At 42.7% G+C, this 17,431-nt stretch carries 12 protein-coding genes; 8 read left to right on the forward strand and 4 right to left on the reverse strand.

Annotation, left to right across the window (positions count from 1 at the left end; all coding sequences use genetic code 11):
- Positions 1 to 131: 131 nt before the first annotated feature.
- Positions 132 to 662: an RNA polymerase sigma factor gene (locus tag A3EU_RS0109575; protein ID WP_020535934.1), complete on the reverse strand. Its 531-nt coding sequence runs from the start codon at positions 660 to 662 to the stop codon at positions 132 to 134.
- A gap of 184 nt (positions 663 to 846) precedes the next feature.
- On the opposite strand from A3EU_RS0109575, the gene A3EU_RS0109580 reads away from it, so the two are divergent.
- From A3EU_RS0109580 to A3EU_RS0109590, 3 genes are read left to right on the forward strand one after another with little or no spacing between them, the layout of a single operon-like run.
- Positions 847 to 2,613 (forward strand): peptidase domain-containing ABC transporter, encoded by a 1,767-nt coding sequence (locus tag A3EU_RS0109580; protein WP_020535935.1) that lies wholly within the window; start codon positions 847 to 849, stop codon positions 2,611 to 2,613.
- Positions 2,614 to 2,616: 3 nt separating this feature from the next.
- The gene (locus A3EU_RS0109585) at positions 2,617 to 3,996 is read left to right on the forward strand and encodes an HlyD family secretion protein (protein WP_020535936.1); all 1,380 of its coding nucleotides are present in this window, start codon (positions 2,617 to 2,619) and stop codon (positions 3,994 to 3,996) included.
- A gap of 21 nt (positions 3,997 to 4,017) precedes the next feature.
- On the forward strand, positions 4,018 to 5,424 hold the full coding sequence (locus A3EU_RS0109590; RefSeq protein WP_044085643.1) for a TolC family protein: 1,407 nt from the start codon (positions 4,018 to 4,020) through the stop codon (positions 5,422 to 5,424).
- Positions 5,425 to 5,501: 77 nt separating this feature from the next.
- On the opposite strand, the gene A3EU_RS0109595 is transcribed toward A3EU_RS0109590, so the two are convergent.
- Positions 5,502 to 8,417, reverse strand: a complete 2,916-nt coding sequence (locus A3EU_RS0109595; RefSeq protein ID WP_020535938.1) for a T9SS type A sorting domain-containing protein — start codon at positions 8,415 to 8,417, stop codon at positions 5,502 to 5,504.
- A 173-nt stretch (positions 8,418 to 8,590) separates the two neighbouring features.
- On the opposite strand from A3EU_RS0109595, the gene A3EU_RS0109600 reads away from it, so the two are divergent.
- Positions 8,591 to 9,985, forward strand: a complete 1,395-nt coding sequence (locus A3EU_RS0109600; protein WP_020535939.1) for a hypothetical protein — start codon at positions 8,591 to 8,593, stop codon at positions 9,983 to 9,985.
- 95 nt (positions 9,986 to 10,080) lie between these two features.
- Here the strand turns inward: A3EU_RS0109600 and A3EU_RS0109605 are convergent, their stop codons facing one another.
- Entirely contained in the window at positions 10,081 to 11,391 is a 1,311-nt protein-coding gene (locus A3EU_RS0109605) for a T9SS type A sorting domain-containing protein (protein WP_020535940.1), read from the reverse strand.
- A 149-nt stretch (positions 11,392 to 11,540) separates the two neighbouring features.
- On the reverse strand, positions 11,541 to 11,933 hold the full coding sequence (locus A3EU_RS0109610) for a hypothetical protein (protein WP_020535941.1): 393 nt from the start codon (positions 11,931 to 11,933) through the stop codon (positions 11,541 to 11,543).
- 257 nt (positions 11,934 to 12,190) lie between these two features.
- Here A3EU_RS0109610 and A3EU_RS0109615 point away from each other — a divergent pair, with 257 nt between their 5' ends.
- The 4 genes from A3EU_RS0109615 (at position 12,191) to A3EU_RS0109630 (ending at position 17,381) form a co-directional block, all read left to right on the forward strand.
- Entirely contained in the window at positions 12,191 to 14,395 is a 2,205-nt protein-coding gene (locus tag A3EU_RS0109615; RefSeq protein ID WP_020535942.1) for a peptidase domain-containing ABC transporter, read from the forward strand.
- 55 nt (positions 14,396 to 14,450) lie between these two features.
- Positions 14,451 to 15,011: a Uma2 family endonuclease gene (locus A3EU_RS29945; protein WP_020535943.1), complete on the forward strand. Its 561-nt coding sequence runs from the start codon at positions 14,451 to 14,453 to the stop codon at positions 15,009 to 15,011.
- 53 nt (positions 15,012 to 15,064) lie between these two features.
- On the forward strand, positions 15,065 to 15,901 hold the full coding sequence (locus A3EU_RS0109625; RefSeq protein ID WP_020535944.1) for a hypothetical protein: 837 nt from the start codon (positions 15,065 to 15,067) through the stop codon (positions 15,899 to 15,901).
- A 124-nt stretch (positions 15,902 to 16,025) separates the two neighbouring features.
- Entirely contained in the window at positions 16,026 to 17,381 is a 1,356-nt protein-coding gene (locus A3EU_RS0109630) for a hypothetical protein (protein WP_020535945.1), read from the forward strand.
- Positions 17,382 to 17,431 lie beyond the last annotated feature (50 nt).

Below are 17,431 nucleotides of genomic sequence, written 5' to 3' on the forward strand. Positions count from 1 at the left end.
AGCTAATAGTTTTACTATTGTTTATGGATTATTTGTAGATATTTTTTATTTAAACAAATAGTGAGGCTAAAAAAACGCCCAATAGCTTGATGTTGGGCGTTTTTATGCGAAGGAAACAGGGAGTTGGTGCTTTAGTTTAATATATCTACCAGGTTTTTAGTCTGGTAATGACGCTTAATACTTGTTTTTAGTAATTTCCGTGCTTGGTGGATTCTACTTTTAATCGTTCCCAGTGGCAAGTCCATCTCGCTTGCAATTTCTTCGTACTTATATCCCCGGAACGCCATTAAGAAGGGCTTGCTTAGACCTTCCTCTAACTGATCCATAGATTTCATTAATTCCTGCATGGTTACCTTACTTTCCCCGTCATTACGAGTAGCACTAGTTTGGGTTAGCGTCACGCCAGGGATTTGGAGCTCAGCAGCCTGCTGCTTACGTTTGCGCTTGCGCCATTCATTGATGAAAGTATTACGCATGATCGTCATCAACCAGGCTTGAAGGTTGGTTTTAGGTTGATAAAGGTGACGATAGCGCATTGCTTTATATACGGTGTCCTGGAACAAATCTTCTGCATCGTTCTTGTCACGCGTCAATTGTAGCGCAAAAGCTTGTAAATTGGGGGTATGGTTCTGAAAGAGTTGACCGAAGTTTGCAATCGTCATAATATGATAATCTAAAGAGTGATTTACTGACGCAAATATAATAGTAAAACTATCATTTATGCAAATAAAACTATTTTATCATTTCGATAAGCGTTTTTTATGCACCTTTTATCGACGACTGTTGTTATTAGTACCGTATAGAAAAAGATAATCTCATTAAGAGGTTAATAATCCTTTATATCTTATGTCTCAGCTGAGCTCATTGAAGCGTTTTTTTAAGTTACTGGAACCAGACCGGAAAGACGTTGCCTACATTTACCTTTACGCCATTTTCGGCGGCCTCCTTACGCTTACTTTGCCTTTAGGCGTACAGGCCGTCATTGGTTTGGTGCAGGGAGGGGATGTTTCTTCTTCATTGGTCATTTTGATCGCTGTTGTTACATTGGGTACCCTTTTCTCTGGGGTATTGAAAATTATGCAGATTACCGTAGCGGAGACCTTGCAAAGGAGAGTATTTGCTCGTTCTGCATTTGAGTTTGCTTTGAGGATTCCTAATTTGCGAATGGATGCTCTACAGCAAGATTACCCCCCGGAGCTGGTAAATCGTTTTTTTGATACACTCACGGTACAGAAGGGCTTGCCCAAGGTGTTAATGGATTTTTCTACCGGTATTATACAGATCATTTTTGGTTTGATTCTCATTTCTTTTTACCACCCTTTCTTTGTCTTTTTTGGGATTAGCGTGCTGGTTTTGCTATTTGCACTACTCCGCTGGACGGGCCCAAAAGGATTAGAAACCAGCCTGATCGAGAGTAAGTATAAATATAAGGTAGCGCATTGGCTACAGGAGGTCGCACGAACGATGGTCACTTTTAAGCTGGCCAGCGGTGCGCGGTTATCACTCAGTAAAACCAATAGCCTGGTAGACAGTTACCTGACAGCACGGGACAATCACTTCCGAGTACTTGTTAGTCAGTATGGCTACATTGTTATTTTCAAAACCCTGGTGACAGCTATTTTGCTAGCCCTTGGCGGAGTATTGGTGATTGATAATCAAATTACGATTGGCCAGTTTGTCGCGGCAGAAATTGTAGTATTACTGATTTTAGGCTCTGTCGAGAAGGTTATTGTAACCTTGGCGGATGTTTATGATCTACTCACGGGCTTGGAAAAAATGGGTTATTTCACGGACATTCCCCTAGAGCCGAATGAAGGCATGAGTTTTGAGCGTGTTGATACAGGAAAAGGTATGGAAGTAGATATCCAAAACCTTAATTTTCAGTTCAGTGATAGCGATCAACCAACCTTGCGAGACCTTAATTTTAAGATTAAATCTGGAGAAAAGGTGTGTGTTGCCGGCTATAATGGTTCTGGAAAATCAACACTGATTCAGGTGATTTCCGGGTTGATGCTTAATTATAAGGGGTCTATAAGTTATAATAATGCACCGATGTTTAACTTCAACCTGCGTAGCCTGCGTAGTTATATTGGAGATCACGGTAGCCAGGAGGATGTTTTTCAGGGGACCCTTTGGGAAAATATTTGCTTGGGGCACGAAGACATTGATTTTCAGCAGATCGTTTGGGCAACTCGCCAAGTTGGGCTTGAGGATTTTGTCAAAAGCCTGGCCAAAGGTTATGATACACTACTGCTACCCGGCGGCCGTAACCTACCTCAAAGTGTGCAGACGAAAATCTTACTAGCTCGGAGCATTGTTTCCCAGCCGCGCTTACTGGCACTAGAAGAGTTCCTCAATCGGCTCCAACCTCAGGAACGTGAGCGGATGTCGGATATGCTGACAGACCGTAGTCAACCTTGGACCTTAGTGGCCGTTTCTAATGATCCTTTATTGGCAGCCCGCTGTGAACGAATTATCCTCATGGAAAAGGGGCAGATTATTGCCGAGGGGACTTACGAAGAATTACGAGAAAGCCCCCATTTTGAGCGTATCTTTCAAATGAGCACTCCCAATGGCTCGGCTATTCAACCTAACTGGCAGGAAAAAAAATAAGTAATGCTAAATATTTCACCTCAAAATTCGGTCACCCAACGTTTGCCGGAAGGTAAGTGGACTTGTTTGGAGCGTAATCCTTTACCTGCAGGCAACAGGATGATGCGGAATTGGTTATTGGCACTTTTGGTCATTTTTATTATTCTTTTGTTTCTGCCCTGGCAGCAGAATATTCAGTCGAAAGGAAAAATGACAACCCTCGATCCTAGTGATCGCCCGCAAACCATCCAAGCTACCATTCCTGGTCGGATTGACCAATGGTTTGTTCGGGAAGGGCAATTGGTAAAGAAAGGAGATACGATCGTTCACCTTTCAGAAGTTAAGGTCGATTACTTTGACCCCGAGTTGGTGGGCCGTACCGAAAATCAGGTCCGTGCCAAGGCGGGAGCTATCACGACTTACGAACAAAAAGCAGGTGCGCTGGCGGAACAGATTGCTGCGATGCGTGCCGAATTAATCCTTAAGAAAGAGCAACTGGAAGCAAAAGTTAAGCAGGTAGAACTGAAACTGTTGAGTCAGGAGGCTGACCTAGAGCAGGCGAGGGTATCGCTGTCTATTGCCCAGCGGCAATTGGCGCGAACTGATACCCTTTTCCAACAAGGCATTAAATCGAGAACCGACCTGGAAGACAAGCAGCAAAAGATGCAAGAAACCCAGGCGAAAGCTATCGCAGCAGAGAATAAGGTTGCTGAAAACCGGCAGGAATTAGAGGTTACCCGTTTGGCTTTGCGCAATATTGTCAATGAGTACAACAACAAAGTCGCTAAGGCACAATCTGATCGTTTTAGCACTTTGTCGGATCGTTTCGGTGCCGAAGGAGAGCTCAATAAGATGCAGATACAGGCTAAGAACTACGAGGAGCGTTCTCAATTCTACTACATTATTGCGCCGCAGGATTGTTACATTACCCAAGTTGTAAAGCCGGGTATTGGAGAAACAGTAAAGGAAGGCGACCCCATTGTAACAATCATGCCCGCCAATTTTGAGCTAGCTGTAGAGATGCACGTACGCCCCATGGACCTGCCGCTGGTGCGCCAAAATGAAGAAGTTCGCTTCGTCTTTGATGGCTGGCCAGCCATCGTGTTTTCAGGTTGGCCTGATCTGTCAGTGGGTACTTATTCTGGTCGTATTGTAGCCATTGACAATAACATTGACAAAAATGGCCGCTACCGGTTGTTGGTCGCTCCTAATCCAGATGACCGCCCCTGGCCAGAAGCGCTGCGCCCTGGCTCGGGCGTACAGGGTATAGCCTTGCTGGGCCATGTTCAGGTTTGGTACGAATTGTGGCGGCAGCTGAATGGGTTTCCTCCTGACTATTATGGTATAGGGGACAAAGAAGAAGAAAAGAAAGGCACTAAGGCACCGATCAAATCTTTAAAATAAATAGGGGATAATTAATTAATAATGATGAAATTGCGTTGGTGGGTTTTAATATTTTTGCAGGTTGTAGGAGCAATGTCTCTCGCAGCACAGCAAGAAATCCTGGAGGCTGATTTGTTTTGGCAACAAGTAAAAGCCAATCACCCTGTTGCCAGACAGGCGGCACTTTTACAGGAGCAAGCTGCGCAGGAACTATTGTATGCCCGCGGTAGTTTTGATCCCAAGCTTTATGCTTCTCAGGAAGAAAAGGTATTTGGAGGGAAAGATTATTACCGGTATGGGCAGGGAGGAGTTAAAATCCCCACGGCATGGGGTATTGCCCTCAAGGCAGAATACGATTGGACAGATCCTAATGGAACCTACCTAAATCCAGACCGAACCATTCCTCAGGGAGGGCAGGCCATTGTTGGTATTGAAGTTCCACTTTTGCAAGGATTGTTTTTCGATGCATCGCGTTCGTCTTTGCGTCAAGCCCAAGTGGGTACAGATCGCTATCGGGCCATTGCGGATGAACTCCGAAATGAGCTCTTTCTGGCTGCTAATAAATCCTACTGGGACTGGTCTTATGCCTATTATTCGCGGGAGTTGGCTATCTCTGCAAGAGATTATAGTTTTGAACGACTTGGGGGAATTCGCGAAAGCTTTCGTGCTGGCGATTACCCGGCTATTGATACACTCGAAGCTTATTTGCAATGGCAAAGTTGGGAGTTGGAGGTACAAGAAACAGAAATGCAGCTCAACCATACTGTTGCTAAAATGAGTGCCCTATTGTGGAGTGATGGAGGCCTGCCGGAAATGTGGAAAAAAGATTGGGTGCCCCAATCCCCCGTAATTGCCCCTACTACGCCTGTGATTGCAGACTTGCAGCAAGCAATAACCGAGCATCCTAGTTTGGTAGCTTACCGGTATCAAAAAGAGCAATTGACCATCGAACGACGCTGGAAAAAGGAACAGTTTAAACCAGAACTAACTTTCAACTATAACTTTCTCGCCAATCAGTTTGATTTCAACCCTGAGAACACAGATGGTATTAGCAACCTTGTATCAGATAATTATAAGTGGGGGTTTACTTTTAGCCAGCCATTACTGTTGCGAAAAGAAAGAGCTGGTGTTGCGTTGACGGAGGTTAAATTGGCACAAACAGATTGGAAATTACAGCAAAAACAGCAAGACTTAAGCGCTAAACTCACGGCCTATTGGCAGGAATGGGAAATCCGCCAACAACAATTACAACTTTCCCAAACGGTAGTGGAAAACTACCAAAGCTTGCTGGATGCCGAAAGTGTAAAGTTTGAATTGGGAGAAAGCTCTGTGTTCTTGCTCAATTCCCGCCAGCAAAAGCTTCTGGGAGCCCAGCTCAAACTCCTCAAAACCCAAGCAGAGTTGCAGAAGACCGTGGTGGCGTTGTTGTATACGGCAGGGCAGAGTTAGAGGGTAGACACCTCTAAAATAGAGGTGTCCCAGATCCTAGTCGAAACAGGACCTGGGATGCCTCATAATCTTGCAGCTTAATCGATAACGATGAGTTTGCCCGTGCCCAGTAAGCTGTGATCACCATAGAGCCTATAGACGTAGATTCCTTTGCGAAGCCCATTTACAGGCATGGTAAGCGAGCCACCACTTCCTGCAAATTGTTGAATTAATCTTCCTGAGGAGTCATAAACGTCTAAATTCAGTGAGGCATATTTTTGCTCTGTAAGAACAAAATTAGCTGAAGTCTTTATGGGGTTTGGAAAAACTTGGATAGGCATTTGTGTATCAACTTCCTGGTCAAAGCTTATTAATTCAATCAAAACAAAATTTGAATCAATGGTATGGAATACCGTATTCGTGACGATAGGCTCATTAAAGTCAAAGTAAATACCTGCTTTGTTTTCTATCACCGTCCCTAATTCAGTAGCTTCTTTGGGCGAGATACTAAACTTGAAAAAGCCATGAGAAGCTACTTCGTTGATATTAGAATCTGGTAGCATTATATCATCAAATATCACTTTCAGCGTATTACTGTTAACGATTTCCCATTCGTAGGCGTGACTGGCTACTCCCATTCTAAGGCTGCTTACATCCAGATCTGCTGATAATTCATCTCGTACCACTATTCGAAATGCGGTGTCTGTACCTGTGTTTTGAAACCGAATTAAATATTCAAGTTCTGTGCCTGGTTTTATTTGGTGGGTATTGCCATAGCCTCGGGGGTAGGCAATTTTATCATTGGGGTCATAGGCGCCAATATTTTGCTGACAGTCAATGTCTTGAAACGAATAGAAATCATTTAGTTCAAACCAATTTACAAAACCGGCTACTCCAAAGTCCGGGCATCCGTCAAGGGTGAAGCTAATCTCTATACTTTCTGGGTGGCCGGGCGATTGCTCTGACTCTATTCGATAGGTTTCTCCATTAGCAAGTATGGCTACCTCCTGCGTTTCGCCACTATCCAACTGGAAATCACCTTGTAGCATGATCACTTCATCAACTACAATGATGTAATTCAGTGGAGCAGCCATATTTCCGACCCCCTCGTTTTTTATTTCAAATCGAACAGAATCACTTTCACAAGCACCGTCTAAGGTAATACTGGACATATCCCAATTTACGTCAACCGGCAAGCAATAGTCATCGGGATAGATATGCGCTTCCGTACAATGGGTCTGTCCCAGAATCGTAGTCTCACAATCAAGATGGGTAGTGATAGAAAACTGGCCGCATTCTCCAATCCCGATATCTCCTACAGGAAAGATTAATATCGAGTCCATTTGGTTTTCATAAGGAATGGAGGCCGACAAGACAGTCATGAAATCATCTAATACGACTTCTATATAGGCATCTGTGGCATTGTCAGTACCGATGTTGCAGTATTCAACATAATAGGTGTTGTTGAAGCATCGGCGCAAGAATGGGGTAGAGATATCTACCGTTAATACAGGGCATTCATAGATAGCCACGATAGGAAAGTCAACTTCTTCTATTTCAGGAGGGGTATCTTGCGTTGTGATGGTAACCGTTTGGATAGTCTGGCCGGGACAAGTTTGCCAGATAGGCACAGGGGGAGACACCATTACATCATAGGTGCCATTGAAGAGCGCTAATTGATAATCCCCTAAACTGTCCGTAGTGGTAGTATAGGTATGTTGGGTCGCGTTGTTCAGGGCTGTTATTACCCAGTTGCTGAGGCCGTTTTCCCCTGTATCCCATGAGCAAGAAGAATTCTGGTCATGAAAGACATTACCCTGAATAAGTCCGTGTAATATTTCCCCGTCATTATTGGTTTTTGAGACGATTAACTCCGCTCCCATTCCAGATATCCACTCACTTCCGACGATAGCGTATCCACCGGCCTCGCAAGGTGTAAATGCGAAGGCATTGTAATAGGGAGACATATAGAGTGCGTCAGTGGCCAGGTTTAGTATGGTTCCATCTTCATCCAGCTTTGTTATAGGTGAACTAGCTATAGAAAAACCGTGTAAGGTTAATATTTCAAAAACGCCATCGGTATTCTGGTAGAGCAACTTTGAGCTGCCCTCTGCATTAGCAGTCTGTGGAGTCCATTGCGTTGCCCAGATCAATTCGCCATTCATATCGGTCTTTAGCAGTTCGACTTCGTGGTTAGGACTTAGCGATACGGCTTTAAGTAGGGCAATTCCATTATCGTTCGTTTCGATCACAGAGGCGGCATAATCGTATTCGCCTTCATAACCATAGATACGTTGCCAGATTAATTCACCAAAGCTATCCATTCGATATAAATACACGTCGCGACTACCGTTCTCTAAAATACTTCCGCAATAAATGAGGTCGCCATTAGATGCTTCAATAACTCGGGTAGTATATAGGCCAGGATATTCTTGAAACCATTCCTGCACCCCATTATCGTCCAGCTTCATGACATAGGAAGCCGAGTAATCAGAATTGTGCCCCGAAAGGATAAACCCATTATCGCTAGCTTCTACTAGACTCCTGATACTGTTGTATTCCAGGTCTGGATTGGGATAGGCGGTTTCCCAGATAGTATTCCCTTCCTCATCAAATTTTCTGAGCACCACAGCGCTATTTTGCTGGCCGTCAACCGTAACCAAGCCTACGTAGGCAGCTACATAATGATTGTCATCTGTTCTGATTAAGCTAGGGCCCCAGTTCGAAGTATTGGGAGCTATACTAAATTGCCAGACAACGGAGGCTTCAGGATCGATACGGGTAAGGACGATTTCATTATCAGCACCTTGATGAGCAATGGTTAGCAAGTCGCCATTGGCAGCTTCCACAATGTCAAATCCACTTCCTACCCCAGGGTAATTGTGGAGCCATGATTGCGCGTGAAGTGTTGTGGCTAAAAGACATAGAATAACAGCAAAAGAACGAGAGAGCTGCAAGAAAAAAGGAGAGAGCGTGTTGTTGTGTGTTTTCATTTGGTAATCTGGCTTTTTCATAGTTGTTGCGCTTTTTGAAAGGATCAATTCGATTCCCTTGTGACAAAGGTGGCCTCCCAGAACTCAATACACAACTATGTTTTTTTTGTATTTTCGAGTTGTTTTTAACTTATTAAACTCTTAAGTACTTGATTATAAGTAGATAATTATATTTTTTTTCGAAAAAATATTTGATGAATCAGAAAAAACTAATCACGCTGTTTCAGTCTTTGACTGCTAAAGATCTCCGTAACCTTAAGAAATTTGTTCGTTCTCCTTACCACAATACCAGGGAAGATGTGATTTTGTTATTCGATTTGTTGAGAAGTAGCCCTTTGGAAGAGCTAAATGAGGAAAGACTGTTTAGTGCCCTTTTTCCTCAAAAGGTATTCGATAAAAAAGAGCTGGCCTATGTCTTGAATTACCTCATGAAGGTAATCGAAGATTATTTTGCAGTACAATACCTAGAAGCGAACCAAGAGGAGAGGGAGTTTGCTATTGCTAAGGAGGCATTGGCACGCCAACAAAAGAATATCTTTTTCCGAAAAGTAGAAAAAGCATCAAAATTGTTATCGGTAGGAGGTATAAATACGATTGAGTCGCATCAACTTAAATATGAGTTGGAAATGATCCTGTGTGATCAGCAGATGAATGAAGAAAGAGGGGCATCACTTAACCTAAAACAGCCTAGTGAACGTCTTGAAAGTATTGTCATTGCTTCCATCTTAAGGCAAGCTTGTTCTTTGCTGACACACGAGAATATATCGAAAACTTCCTACGACTACGAGCTACTCCATCACATTCTGCCCTATCTGGAGTCGCCAGAGAAAACCCATTTGGTAAACCAGCCAGTCATTGCTTTGTATTATCATAGCTACAAGACATTGAAAGAAGATGATATCAATCATTTTCAGGAACTGAAACAGATGCTAATTGCTTTTCGGGCGAGTTTGTCCAAGCGGGACTTGAAGAATTTCTATATCATAAGCATCAATTTCAGTATTAAGCAACTGAATAGTGGGAATGGTGACTACGTCCGGGAAGCATTCAATCTTTACCAAAAAGCATTGGAAGATGATGTTTTATTAGATCATGGGGTCTTGTCGCAATTTCACTATAAAAATATTGCCGCTTTGGGATTGGGCTTGAAAGCTTATGATTGGGTAGAACAGTTTTTAATAAAGTATCGAGAGAAGCTTAAAACGCAATATCAAGCGCTGAATTTCAACTATAATTTTGCCAAGTTGCAATATGAGAAAGGGGAGTATGAAGCAGCGTTGAAACTATTACAAGCGGTAAAATATGATGAGTCTTTACCGAACCTCACGAGTAGGATTCTTTTGATGAAAATTTTCTATGAACTGGACGAAAGAGAGGTACTTGCCAGCTATTTAAATAGTTTTGAAGGTATGGTTCGCCGGCAAAGAAAGCTAGGCTATCATAAAAATAGCTACCTGAACCTGATATCTTTCATGAGGCGAATGCTGCATTTAAACCCATATGATAATCTTGCTAGACAAAAATTAAGGACAGCTATAGAAAACAAAAATCCTCTTCCGGAAAAAAAGTGGTTGTTGACAAAATTGTAACAAGGAATAGTTTCTTACAGGTACTGAGTTGATTTTTGTTCAAACTAGTCACTCACTAGCTGTTTAAACGACTAAACGCCTCAATTACTTCGTGTCTATCTCACTACGACCTGACGAACCGCCCTGTCTTCACCATTGACGTATTCTAACCAATAAACACCAGCGTTGAGCGTGGACAAATCCAGGTTGTCTGTAGTGCCGATTACAGGCCAGGATTGCAGTACTTTCCCTGAAGCATCCAGAAGTTGGATATTCCCTTCCGGACGATTACTGGAATTTAGGCGTATACTAACATTACCATTGTTCGGGTTTGGAAATACCTCAAAGCTTATGTGGGTATTGGTAATACTGGTACTCACAGGACTACAAGCGGGCGTATTTCCTTCAATCGCTGTAAATGACCCGGCATCTGCCGACCAGTCTTGCCACTCACCTCCATCTCCATCCATCCAGGTATTGAGGTCGAAGGTATACAAACCGGTAGGAGTACCTTTGACGGCGTAGACTTTGAGGGCTTGCCCGCCTTGGCTCCAGCTTAGGGGCTGATTGCTAGCACAATTTTCTGGCAAGTTGTTCATTACCTCGCAGTTAGGGGTAATGAAGTAAGCGTTGTCGTCAAAGTCGGGGTAGGTGCCATAGACGCTGGCAGTGCCACTCTCATCTATGCATACAGCCGTGTATTCATCACAAGCTATTCCGTAATAAGGAGTGTTGTAATCGACGATGGCGCGTGCCATAAAAACGGTATGTCGTCCCCGCCGGTCGGGGTTGTCGTAATGGGTATCCGTAATGACCTGTGTGAGGTACGGGACGCGAATAAAAGGAGCATTACTGATCGCAACTTTATTGTCGTAAGGATTAGCAAGGGCTGTAGCGCTGGTGACTGTGCCGTTTTGAGCCGTGAAATAGACGCCTCCAAGGATGGCCATTCCTGCACTTGTGCCTCCGATGACGATGTTTCTCTCCGTAATTCCTGCGTTGATGAGGTTGGCGACTTCCGTATTTCTCCAAAAAGAAACGTAGTTGTATTGGTCACCGCCAGCAATCCAGATGGCTTCGGCTTTGGCAATACGATCTAGTACATAAGGATCAGTGGCTGCTTGGGCATTATTGAAGACAATGCTCTCGACAGAATTGACGGTCACTCCTAAATCACTAAACATATAATCGTTGTAACCATCAGAACCCGAAGCACGAATGACCAGGACGTCACCACCGTCGGCTCGTTCAAGGAACCACCGCATAGCGTTATCGTTTTCGGAAGCACCTCCCATCAGGCAAACCCCACCTATGGGGTTTGTTGTAGCATCCATGAGGCTACCTGTAAAAAAGGAGGTGTAATCTTCTTGGGCACTAAGCGTACAAAACGCTAAGGCCATCAAGCCAAAGGCCAGAAGCTTTTTCATGAGTAAGTAGAAGTTGAATTGTTGTGTCGCGAAACCAATTTTTCTTTACAGAAAAATTCTAAAGAACAGCACGAAAAAAAAAACACGATCTTTTTCTGCGCAATTCTAACGCAAGGTCGGGCTTTTGTTTGGTATAAAAAAGTTAATACTTACCTATAGCCTACCATTTCTATTAAATAGGCCCCGTTGTAACCCAGATTTCGGAGCTTGTTTTGCAACTTTAGTGCCTCCGATCGACTGGTAAAGCTTTCTCTTGATTCTATGACCCACACCTCTTCGCAAGGGCGATGACGAGCAACGAGGTCTTCATGAAAAGGGTATTCCCTGGGGTCGGTATTGCGTAAAATAGCAACCTGCACCTTGTATTCAATCGTAGGCGTGGTGCTGAATTTAGGTAGCGAAGGGCGGCTGTTTCTAGAAGCACCCTTGCTGTAAGTGACGGGCAACTCGTCACAGTAGGAAGGTTTTTCGTTTTGGGCGGAAAGCTCAAACGACCAGCCACAAAAAGCGACTAATAATAAGCTGTAAATCAGATGTTTCATAGAAAATAAAGCTTGAAGTTGGTGTTGGAAAAATACGGGAAACAAACTGTAGGCTCTATTGGACGGTGCTTGACTGGGTGGTCACGTTTTCATTTCAACCATTAAAGTTAAAGAATAATTGATTCTTGTAGAGACTTAGGGCTGTTCTCTTCGAAAGAATGTTCCCAATTATACTGGTTTGGGCTTTTGCCCAAACACTTAGTTGCCGGGATAGATAGGAATACTTACCTTGTAATCCTCTCATCATTTAAACACTTATGTTTAAGCGCTTCCCATTTTACCAACAGCTTGATAGTATGGACTGTGGCCCAGCTTGCCTACGGATGGTAGCAGCTTATCACGGTAGGAAATACCCGCTGTCTTTTTTGCGCGATCAATCCTACATTGAAAAGGATGGTGTGAGTTTGCTGGGTATCGTAAAAGCAGCAGAAACCATAGGATTCGATGCTCATGCTTTTCGGATTCCCTGGGAAGGAGGGGAGGATCAAGCAGGTTTGGAGGACCTGGAGTTACCGCTAATCGCACACTGGGAGCAAAATCACTTTGTCGTTGTCTTTAGAATGACCAACAGCTTTGTATGGGTAGCTGACCCTAGAGAAGCGGGGGTAAAAAAACTTACACGTAAGGAATTTATTCGCGGCTGGTGCTCTGTAGGTGAGACGGAAGGCATTGTGCTGATGTTGAGCCCTACACCAGCTTTTTATGAGCAAGAAGGGGAAGAGGAAACGAACGGTCAACTAGGTTTCAGGTACTTGTTTCAATTTGTGAAACCCTACCGCCGCTTGGTCGGCCAGTTATTGATAGGTTTATTAGGCTTGAGTGTGTTACAACTGCTTTTCCCTTTCCTCACCCAGGCTGTTGTTGATATTGGCATTAGCAACCAGGATATTGATTTTATCTATTTGATGTTGGTGGGGATGCTACTGCTGTTTGTGGGAGAAGTGACGATTACGCTTTTGCAAGGATGGATTTTGTTGCACGTAGGCACGCGTATCAATGTAAGTTTGGTTGCTCAATTTCTGCGAAGAGTGATGAGGCTTCCATTAAGGTATTTTGATCAAAAATCGACAGGAGATTTTCTACAACGGATTTACGATCAACGGCGCATTGAGTCATTTCTTACCAATACCTCGCTGTCGGCCTTGTTCTCGTTTACAAGCCTGTTTATCCTTGGGGGAGTTTTGTGGTGGTACCATACGGGTATTTTTGTGGTGTTTTTTGTTGCTGCGGTACTTTATCTGGTTTGGATTTTGGTGTTCCTGAAAAAACGAGCGCTAATTGATCATCAACGCTTTCGCGAAATGACGGCCAATCAAAACACCTTGATAGAGCTTATTCAGGGAATGCCGGAAATAAAACTACAGCAGAGTGAATACAAGCGCAGGATGGGGTGGGTGAAAATTCAGAACCAACTCTTTCGTACCAATACCCGTTTTTTGAGCCTTACCCAGTACCAAGATACTGGCGCTCAATTTATCAGTCAGTTGAAAGATATCATTATCGTTGTCATTTCGGCGAAGGCTGTTATTGCGGGGCATTTAACCTTGGGAGCGATGTTGGCTATCCAGTACATTGTGGGGCAACTAAATGTGCCCTTGCAGCGATTGGTAGGTTTTCTACGTACCGCCCAGGATGCGCAATTGAGCCTGGAGCGACTAGGAGAGTTGCAGCAGATGGAAGTGGAAGAAAAAGAAGGTGAGCAGCGAATGGAAGTGTTGCCGGAGTCGGCTGACTTGGTGTTGGAAAACCTGAGTTTTGCTTACAGCCCACTTTCCGGCGATGTCCTGAAAAATATTGATTTAAAGATCCCACATGGGAAAGTGACTGCCATTGTAGGGGCCAGCGGAAGTGGGAAGACGACTTTGATAAAACTGCTGCTCGGTTTTTATTTACCCAACCAAGGACGCATTCAACTTGGAGGATACGATTTACAAGGATACGCCATAAGTACTTGGCGCCGCGCTTGTGGAGCCGTCTTGCAGGATGGGTTTCTCTTCTCTGATACCATCGCCAATAATATTGCAGAAAGCAGCAGTGTAGTCGAAATAGAGCGGCTCAGAAAGGCTATTGTGTTGGCGAACTTAGAAGCATTCATCCAGGAGTTGCCGCAGCAATTGCAGACAAAAATAGGGTCGCAGGGCAATGGTGTAAGCCAGGGGCAACGCCAGCGGCTGCTCATTGCCAGGGCCATCTACAAAGACCCTTCTTTCCTGTTTTTTGATGAAGCAACCAACGCACTGGATGCTGAAAACGAAAAAGTCATCGTCGATAACCTTGCTCATTTTTTTGAAGGCCGCACGGTGGTAGTAGTCGCTCACCGCTTGAGTACGGTACGCAATGCCGATAAAATAGTGGTTCTTGAAGCTGGGCAAATCGTAGAAGAAGGTACCCACGAGGAGCTGGTAGCAAAGAAAGGCCGCTACCTGGAATTGATCAGTAACCAGTTGGAACTTGGGGGGTAGAGCGTTTGTTACTAAATAGAGAAAAGCGTATATTTAAAAGAAAAACAGGATAGATATGACAACTCTTGCTCCACAACGTATGAAATTCACCGTTGATAGCTACTACAAAATGGCGGAGCATGGACTATTGGGTAAAGACCGTCAGGTAGAGTTAATTAATGGTGATATAATAGATATGAGTCCAATTAGAAGTGCACATGCTGGTATGGTGAATTACCTAAGTAAAATTCTCATTCACTGTTTATTTAATAAAGCAACGGTTTGCGTACAAAACCCTGTTCATTTAGACGATTTTTCTGAACCTGAACCTGATGTTTTGATAGCTCAATTTAGTCAAGATGATTATCGTGAACGTCACCCTAGAGTGGATGAGGTAATCTTATTAATCGAAGTAGCAGACTCCTCCCTTATTTTTGATCGCAATGTAAAAAAAGCCCTTTATGCGGAGGCAAGTATACCAGAATACTGGATCATCAATCTGGCTGATGAGCAAATTGAGATTTTTCAACAACCTCAAGATGGAGAATATCAGCAGATGAAGATTGTGAAAAAAACAGACCACTTCTCCACCACGATTCAGGGAGAAGAAGTCGTTTTTGAAAAATTATTCGGATAACGAAACAAGTAAAACCTCCATGTATCTATTTTTCTCTCTCTAAAACGCGCAACATGAAAAATACGCTCATTTTAGCACTGATACTCAGTGTTACCAACCCAGTACTAACGCAGAACTATAAACCATCCACAACAAAACAGTATCAGTCTTTGATTGATGAAGTGTTTATCCTTACTTTATTTGTCGATACTGAAGTCGATTATTGGACAGATGAAGAGCAGGCTTATTATGTAGATGAATTGCATAAGAGTCAGGCTTGGCTCATAGATCAAGCTTGGCGCTATGACCAATATCTAACTTTTAATAACGACTATTTTTTACGAAATAATGAGATCGTATATATAGAAGAAGCCAGCCGAAGCTCTAGCTTTCAATTATTGAATAAGGTGATGAGAGAAATGAATCATGATGGGATTGACGAATTCATGGATTATAATAATTTCGATTTCACGAAGCAAAAGCTAAAGGTGGTCCTTTTTGTAAAAAGCAATAGCCGTAGCCATGCCTACAATTATTGGTCTAATAGCGAGGTAGATGTAGCAGTGGTGTATTGTCGTTCTACGATGGGGATGCAGACAGATCATAAGACTATTTCTCATGAAATTTTGCACCAGTTTGGCGCTTGGGATTTATATTTTGGAACCAGCCAATCGGAAGAGAAAGCGGCACGATTAAAGGAACTTTACCCTAATTCAACAATGATTAGCACCTGGCTCAATTGGGAGGCAGAAGTAGACGAACTCACTGCTTGGAGAGTAGGTTGGAATACAGAATTTAAACCACTTTATAACGAATTTACACCCGTCAGGGATAGCAAAAGGAGCAGCAGTTCCCGCCAAAAAACGACGATTACCATACCGATGAGAAGGAAGAGGACGGGTGGGGGTTAAATGTATTAGCACCAATGAAGACATGTGAGGTTCATTCGAAAAGCAAGCCTGTATTATTAATTAGGTGCCAATTGTTGATGTTTTTTTATCACCATCTACGCTGTAATAAGCTCTCATCAGAATTATGAAAAAGAATATCTGCCTTTTTGCAATTTTTATATTAATCACCATTCAATCATTTGGTCAAAGAAGAACGTATGATTCTTTATTTGAAAATCAGGTTGATGTGTATACTCGAGATGGAAATATAGTATTTGAAAACAATTCAGCCAATTCACTAACAATCGAAATTTGGCGAAATAACAATAAGGTTGATGAGTTTTTATTGTCTCCTGATATTGGATTACCTGATCAAAATAAATTCTTTCAAAGAAGAAGTATTTCTTCTTCAAGAGAGATTGTGAATTTCAATAAGATAAGTAAGGATGTAGAGGGCAGCTATTTCAAAATAAATTACGATGAAGCCGCCTATAATAATGATATTGAAATAATAAAAGAAGAAATAGAAAGCGACAAAGTAATGGACACAGATATTCCTTTTCGGAATTCTGCCCTTAGAATGTTAGGGGCTGATGAACTATTGTTTTATAGTAATCTATATTCTATTGCTGTTTCGAACGATACTGCTGAGGAAAAATTTAGTAAAGCCGTAGAAGCATTCACGAAAAAAACGCTACTTAGCAAAATTGATAATGAGAGAGCAAGAATCGCTGCTACAGGACATCTTGATTTGGCAAAAAGGTTGAACGATACTTCTCAAGATCAGGAGATCCTTAAGTATGGCAACTACTGTACAGAGCGATATGTACGGAATGAGCCTACGAAGCATTTTTTTAATATAATAGATTTTCATTTTTACCCACGTCATACTCTAATTTTAGGAATATCTTATCCAGTCCAGTCAACCCTGAGATCGTTTCAAGGAGAGAAGTACTCATTAGGAGAGTTAAATTCTAAAAGTCCTATAAGCCAGACTTTCTCAATCGATGTAACTGGAACAATACTGGGAAGACAGCAAAGGTTCTATGATGGTAGATTTTTATTTTCATATGGTGGATTTTATGAGAAGGGGCAGACTTTCTATTCAAAGGAAATCAATGCAGATTTTCCACTAAATACTGGCTATACTCATCGGAAATTTGGTTTACAAGCTGGTACAGGAGCCAGATGGTTGGAAAATAATCAACTGATGGGGTTAGAGGGAGAAGTATTGATTGGCTATTCACAAATCGAGGAAGCAGAAGTAGCGTTAGATAACTCCGAATCTCCTTCTAGTTTCAGTATCGGAACTTATGATGACTCCTATGGTGCTTTATTATGGAGAGCAAGGATAAAAGTCGATATAAAGTATGTAATACTTGCATTTGATTACAAGAGAGAATTTGCGATTGGAAAAGGAGTCCCAGTAGACCGTTTCTATTTAACGAGCTATTATTTAACGCTAGGAATCCCAATTCATAGAGTTTTGAAAATAAAGTAAGAAAGTACTTAACCATGCTAGTACCGTGGGACATGAAGTCGCTATAAATA

It is taken from the genome of Lewinella cohaerens DSM 23179, from assembly GCF_000379805.1.
GTDB lineage: Bacteria > Bacteroidota > Bacteroidia > Chitinophagales > Saprospiraceae > Lewinella > Lewinella cohaerens.

Coding starts and splice junctions, on each gene's coding strand:
- A3EU_RS0109575 (WP_020535934.1), bottom strand. CDS start 662: ATGACGATTGCAAACTTCGGTCAACTCTTTCAGAACCATACCCCCAAT.
- A3EU_RS0109580 (WP_020535935.1), top strand. CDS start 847: ATGTCTCAGCTGAGCTCATTGAAGCGTTTTTTTAAGTTACTGGAACCA.
- A3EU_RS0109585 (WP_020535936.1), top strand. CDS start 2,617: ATGCTAAATATTTCACCTCAAAATTCGGTCACCCAACGTTTGCCGGAA.
- A3EU_RS0109590 (WP_044085643.1), top strand. CDS start 4,018: ATGATGAAATTGCGTTGGTGGGTTTTAATATTTTTGCAGGTTGTAGGA.
- A3EU_RS0109595 (WP_020535938.1), bottom strand. CDS start 8,417: ATGAAAAAGCCAGATTACCAAATGAAAACACACAACAACACGCTCTCT.
- A3EU_RS0109600 (WP_020535939.1), top strand. CDS start 8,591: ATGAATCAGAAAAAACTAATCACGCTGTTTCAGTCTTTGACTGCTAAA.
- A3EU_RS0109605 (WP_020535940.1), bottom strand. CDS start 11,391: ATGAAAAAGCTTCTGGCCTTTGGCTTGATGGCCTTAGCGTTTTGTACG.
- A3EU_RS0109610 (WP_020535941.1), bottom strand. CDS start 11,933: ATGAAACATCTGATTTACAGCTTATTATTAGTCGCTTTTTGTGGCTGG.
- A3EU_RS0109615 (WP_020535942.1), top strand. CDS start 12,191: ATGTTTAAGCGCTTCCCATTTTACCAACAGCTTGATAGTATGGACTGT.
- A3EU_RS29945 (WP_020535943.1), top strand. CDS start 14,451: ATGACAACTCTTGCTCCACAACGTATGAAATTCACCGTTGATAGCTAC.
- A3EU_RS0109625 (WP_020535944.1), top strand. CDS start 15,065: ATGAAAAATACGCTCATTTTAGCACTGATACTCAGTGTTACCAACCCA.
- A3EU_RS0109630 (WP_020535945.1), top strand. CDS start 16,026: ATGAAAAAGAATATCTGCCTTTTTGCAATTTTTATATTAATCACCATT.